Annotated in this window: 3 protein-coding genes; all 3 read left to right on the top strand. The window is 75.0% G+C overall.

Translation table 11 applies throughout. The features are described from left to right. Window positions 1-220 precede the first annotated feature (220 nt). From MOX02_RS20520 to MOX02_RS20510, 3 genes are read left to right on the top strand one after another with little or no spacing between them, the layout of a single operon-like run. Window positions 221-919, top strand: a complete 699-nt coding sequence (locus tag MOX02_RS20520; protein WP_147027660.1) for a response regulator transcription factor — start codon at window positions 221-223, stop codon at window positions 917-919. A gap of 6 nt (window positions 920-925) precedes the next feature. Next, window positions 926-2,368: a HAMP domain-containing sensor histidine kinase gene (locus MOX02_RS20515; protein WP_147027659.1), complete on the top strand. Its 1,443-nt coding sequence runs from the start codon at window positions 926-928 to the stop codon at window positions 2,366-2,368. Continuing rightward, window positions 2,365-5,340, top strand: coding sequence for a bifunctional [glutamine synthetase] adenylyltransferase/[glutamine synthetase]-adenylyl-L-tyrosine phosphorylase (locus MOX02_RS20510; RefSeq protein ID WP_147027658.1), 2,976 nt, complete (start codon window positions 2,365-2,367; stop codon window positions 5,338-5,340). The genes MOX02_RS20515 and MOX02_RS20510 overlap by 4 nt, the downstream gene beginning before the upstream one ends. Window positions 5,341-5,439: the final 99 nt, after the last annotated feature.

Here is a 5,439-nt window from a genome sequence, read left to right as displayed (position 1 = left end):
TGAACATCCCTCTTCACGACATCAGAGACCGAAAAGGGCCGCTTCCCGTCAGGGACGCGGCCCTTTTCGCGTCTCAGGCTCATCCTTAACCATTCGTCATGCGGCGGGAAGCCCCGCGTAAGACGGGCCGGACGATGCTGCGTCCCGAGACCGCGTGCGCGGCCGGGCAGGGGAGGGGCGCCTTCCCGTGCGGGGCGGCGCGCCCTATGAGCATTGTCCCATGCGCCTCCTGATCATCGAGGACGACCGCGAGGCCGTCGCCTACCTCGTCAAGGCCTTCCGCGAGGCGGGCCACGTCGCCGACCAGGCGACGGACGGGCTCGACGGCTACGCGCTGGCGCGGGAGGGCGACTACGACGTGCTCATCGTCGACCGGATGCTGCCGAAGCTCGACGGCCTGTCCCTGATCCGCTCCCTGCGCGAGCAGGCGGTCGGCACGCCGGTCCTGATCCTGTCGGCCCTCGGGCAGGTGGACGACCGGGTGAAGGGCCTGCGCGCCGGCGGCGACGACTACCTGCCGAAACCCTACGCCTTCTCCGAGCTCCTCGCCCGCACGGAGGTGCTGGCGCGGCGGCGCGCGGCGGCGCCGGGCGCGGCGGAGGCCACCGCCTACCGGGTCGGCGACCTCGAGCTCGACCGCCTCTCCCACCGCGTCACCCGCGCCGGCCGCGAGATCGTGCTGCAGCCGCGCGAGTTCCGCCTGCTCGAGTACCTGATGCGCCACGCCGGCCAGGTCGTGACCCGCACCATGCTCCTGGAGAACGTCTGGGACTATCATTTCGACCCGCAGACCAACGTCATCGACGTCCACGTCTCGCGCCTGCGCGCCAAGGTCGACAAGGGCTTCGAGCACCCGATGATCCACACGGTGCGCGGCGCCGGCTACATGGTCCGCGCCGACGAGGCCCGGGCCCCGTGAGGACGCGTGGCTGACGCGCCCGGCCTCGGCGGGCGCCCGCTGCCGCCCGAGGGCCTGCCGGCGCGCCTCGGCAAGCTGTTCCGCACGACGGCCTTCAAGCTGTCCTTCGCCTACCTCGTCGTCTTCGCGGCCTTCGCCTTCTTCGCCCTCGGCTACGTGGCCTGGAACGCGCGCCGCGTCCTCGACGACCAGATCCTCCAGACGATCGACGCCGAGATCACCGGCCTGTCCGAGCAGTACAACGCGGGCGGCCTGCGCCGGCTGATCACCGTGGTCGAGCGCCGCTCCCGCGAGCCCGGCGCCTCGCTCTACCTCGTGACGACGGCGGCCGGCGAGCACGTGGTCGGCAATGTCGGCGAGGTGCCCCCGGGCCTCCTCGCCGCGCCCGGCCAGACGGAGGCGGACTATGCCCGCAGCGGCGAGGGCAACGGCTACGACCACCGGGCGATCGTGCGCATCTTCACCCTGCCCGGCGGCTTCCGCCTCCTCGTCGGGCGCGACGTCGAGGAGCGCGACCGGCTGCGCGCCGTGATCAGCCGCACCTTCGGCTCCTCCCTCGCCCTCGTCGTGCTGCTCGGCGTCGCCGGCGGCTGGTTCGTGGCCCGCCGCGTCCTCAAGCGCGTCGACGACATGACCGAGACCACCCGCACCATCATGGCGGGCAACCTCGACGGGCGCCTCGCCGTGGCCGGCAACGGCGACGAGCTCGACCGGCTCGCCCAGAACCTCAACGAGATGCTGGAGCGCATCGGCGAGCTGATGCGGGGCCTGCGCGAGGTCTCGGACAACATCGCCCACGACCTCAAGACGCCGCTGACCCGCCTGCGCAACCGCGCCGACGAGGCCCTGCGCACGGCCCGGTCCCCGGAGGACCTGCGGGGGGCGATCGAGTCGGTGATCGAGGAGAGCGACGGCCTCATCCGCATCTTCAACGCGCTCCTGATGATCGCGCGGCTGGAGGCCCGCAACGCCCGCGAGACGCTGGCGCCGCTCGACGTCGGCCGCACGGTCCAGGAGGTCGCGGAGCTCTACGAGGCGCTGGCCGAGGAGCGCGGCCTCGCCCTCGATCTCGCCGTCGGGGACGGGCTCGTCCTCGACGGCAACCGGGAGCTGATCGGGCAGGCGCTCGCCAACCTCATCGACAACGCCATCAAGTACGGCGCGGGCGCCGAGCCGCGCATCCGCGTCGAGGCCCGGCGCAGCGGCGGGGCGGTGGAGATCACGGTGGCGGACCGCGGCCCCGGCATCCCGGAGGCCGACCGCGCCCGGGTGCTCGACCGGTTCGTGCGCCTGGAGGAGGCGCGCACGCGGCCGGGCTTCGGCCTCGGCCTCAGCCTCGTCGCCGCGGTGGTGCGGCTGCACCAGGGCACGATCGCGCTGCGCGACAATGACCCGGGGCTCGCGGTCGTGATAACCCTGCCCGTCCGCAGCGAGGGCGAACGGACATGAGCGAGCACGGCACGGGACCCGGGACGACGCGACGGAGCCCGAGAGGCCGCTCGGGCGGCCCGGCGCCCGAGGCCCTCGCGGCGCGGCTCGGCGCGGCGCCCCCGCTCTCCGATCCGGCGGGTGCCGAGGCGCGGCTCGCCGACATCGCGGAGGCGCTGCCGAAGCACCTCCGCCACGGTCCGGCCCGAGACATCCTGCTCGCGCTCGCCGACCATTCCCCCTTCCTCTGGCAGCTCGCCGCGCGCGATCCGGACCGGCTCGCGGGCCTCCTCGACGCGTCGCCCGAGGCGCGCGTCGCCGGGATCATCGCCGACCAGCGCGCGGCCGGGCGGCCTGAGGCGGGCGCCGCGGTCGATCTCGACGCGGTCGGCCGCCGCCTGCGCGAGAACCGGGCCGCCCACGCCCTCCTCGTGGCGCTCGCCGACATCGGCGGGCTCTGGCCGCTCGCCACGGTCACCCGGGCCCTGTCGGACTTCGCCGACGCCTCCGTCTCGGCGGCCCTCGACGCCCTGCTGCTGCAGGCGGCCGAGGCCGGCCGCTACCGGCCGCGCGACGCCGCCGAGCCGCAGGCCGGTAGCGGCCTCGTCGTGCTCGGCCTCGGCAAGCTCGGCGCCTGCGAGCTGAACTACTCGAGCGACATCGACCTCGTCGTCTTCTTCGACCCAGAGGCCGCCCCCTTGCGCGAGGGCCTGGAGCCGACCCCCGTCTTCAGCCGGCTGGCGCAGGGGGTGGCCAAGCTCCTGCAGGAGCGCACCGCGGAGGGCTACGTGCACCGGGTCGATTACCGGCTGCGGCCCGACCCCGGCTCGACGCCGACCGCGATGAGCCTGAACTCCGCCTACACCTACTACGAGACGCTGGGGCAGAACTGGGAGCGGGCGGCCTTCATCAAGGCGCGCGCCATCGCGGGCGACATCGCCGCGGGCGAGCGGTTCCTCGCGGATCTGCGGCCCTTCATCTGGCGGAAATACTTCGATTTCGCCTCGATCGCCGACGTGCACGCCATGAAGCGGCAGATCCACGCCGTGCGCGGGCACGACACGATCGCGGTCATGGGCCACGACATCAAGCTCGGGCGCGGCGGCATTCGCGAGATCGAGTTCTTCGTGCAGACGCAGCAGCTCGTCTTCGGCGGGCGCCGGCCGGCTCTGCGCGGGCGCCGCACGGTGGAGATGCTGGCGAGCCTCACCGAGGAGGGCTGGATCGGGCCCGAGGCACGCGACGAGCTCGCCGCGGCCTACGATTTCCTGCGCACGGTCGAGCACCGGCTCCAGATGGTGCGCGACGAGCAGACCCAGCGCCTGCCCGCCGAGCCCGGCGAGCTCGCCCGCTTCGCCCAGTTCGCGGGCTTTCCCGACCTGCCCGCCTTCGAGGCCGCGCTCCTCCACCACGCGCGGCGGGTGCAGGCCCACTACGCGCTGCTGTTCGAGGCCGAGCCCGACCTCTCGGCGGAGGTGGGCGACCTCGTCTTCAGCGGCACGGGCGACGACCCCGGCACCCTGCAGACCCTGCGGGCGCTCGGCTTCCGCGAGCCGGAGCGGGCGGTGGAGACCGTGCGCGGCTGGCATTTCGGGCGCCGGCCCGCGGTGCGCAGCCCCCGCGCCCGGGAGGTGCTGACCGAGCTCGTCCCCGCCCTGATGCAGGCGCTCGGCGGCACGCCGGACCCGGACGCGGCGCTCGACGCCCTCGACCGCGCCTTCGGCCGGATGCCGGCGGCGGTGGAGCTCCTCACCATCCTGCGCTCGCACGAGCGCCTGCGGCTGCTCTTCGCGGACCTTCTCGGCACGGCGCCGCGGCTCGCCGACACCGTGGCCTTCAGCCCGCACGTCCTCGACGCGGTGATCGACCCCGCCTTCGTCGAGCCGACGACCGACCCGGCGGCGCTCGCCGCGCAGTATCGCGGCCTCGTCGGCGCGCCGGGCAGCCACGAGGACTTCCTCGACCGCAGCCGCGACGCGGCGCGCCAGCTCCGCTTCGTCACGGGCGCGCGCCTGCTCTCGGGCATCCTGACGCCGGAGGGCGCGGGCCTCGCCTTCACGGGGATCGCCGAGGCCGCGGTCGCGGCCTCCCTCGAGGCCGTCGCGCGGGCCTTCGCGGCCGAGCACGGCGCGGTGCCGGGCGGGCGCGTGGCGGTGCTCGGCTTCGGCCGGCTCGGCTCGCGCCAGCTCACCGCCGATTCCGACCTCGACCTCGTGGTGCTCTACGATTTCGACCCCGAGGCCCGCACCAGCACCGGCCCGCGCCCCCTCGACGCGGCGGTGGCCTACAACCGGCTGACGCAGCGCCTCGTCTCGGCGCTCACCGTGCCGACCCGCCGCGGCGGCCTCTACGAGGTGGACCTGCGCCTGCGCCCCGGCGGCGGCCAGGGCATGATCGCCGCGCAGCTGCGCAGCTTCCGCAGCTACGCCGGGGAGGAGGCGGAGCTGTGGGAGCACATGGCGCTGACCCGGGCCCGCGTGATCGCGGGCGACGCCGACCTCGGCGCCGAGGCGGCCGACGTGATCCGCGGCGTGGTCTGCCGGCCCCGCGAGCCGGCCGCCGTGAACCGGGCGGTGCGCGAGATGCGGGCGCTCGTGGCCCGGGAGAAGGGCGATGCCGGCCCGCTCGACCTGAAGCTCAGCCCCGGCGGGCTCATCGACCTCGACTTCCTGGCCCAGGCGCTGGTGCTCGGCCACGCCGCCGCCTGCCCCGACCTCGCCGGCCTCGACGCGCCGGCCGTGCTGCGGCGCGCGGCCGCGCACGGGCTCCTGCCCGAGGACGAGGCGGAGCGCCTCTGCGCCGCCTACCGCCTGCTCGACGACGTGCACCACTGGCAGCGCCTGATGGTCGAGGGCGACCCGAGCGCGGCCTCGCCCGTGACGCTCGCCCGACTCGCCACCGCCACGGGGCTGCCGGACGCCCGGACGCTCGCCGCGCAGCTCGACGCCGAGCGGGCGGAGGTGCGGGCCCTGTTCGAGCGGCGGCTCGGATAGGGGCCTACCCGCCGCGAGTCCGGGCGGAACCTCAGGAGTGCGGAGGGGCTCCGCCGACCGTGCCGGGCGCGGGTCCCCTCTCCCGTTCGGGAGAGGGAC

This window comes from Methylobacterium oxalidis (assembly GCF_007992195.1).
In the GTDB taxonomy this organism is placed as follows: domain Bacteria; phylum Pseudomonadota; class Alphaproteobacteria; order Rhizobiales; family Beijerinckiaceae; genus Methylobacterium; species Methylobacterium oxalidis.
This window is presented reverse-complemented; position numbering and strand designations above follow the sequence as displayed.

Bases quoted from the DNA above. Each gene is read 5' to 3' on its own strand.
- MOX02_RS20520 (WP_147027660.1), top strand. From the start codon at position 221: ATGCGCCTCCTGATCATCGAGGACGACCGCGAGGCCGTCGCCTACCTC.
- MOX02_RS20510 (WP_147027658.1), top strand. From the start codon at position 2,365: ATGAGCGAGCACGGCACGGGACCCGGGACGACGCGACGGAGCCCGAGA.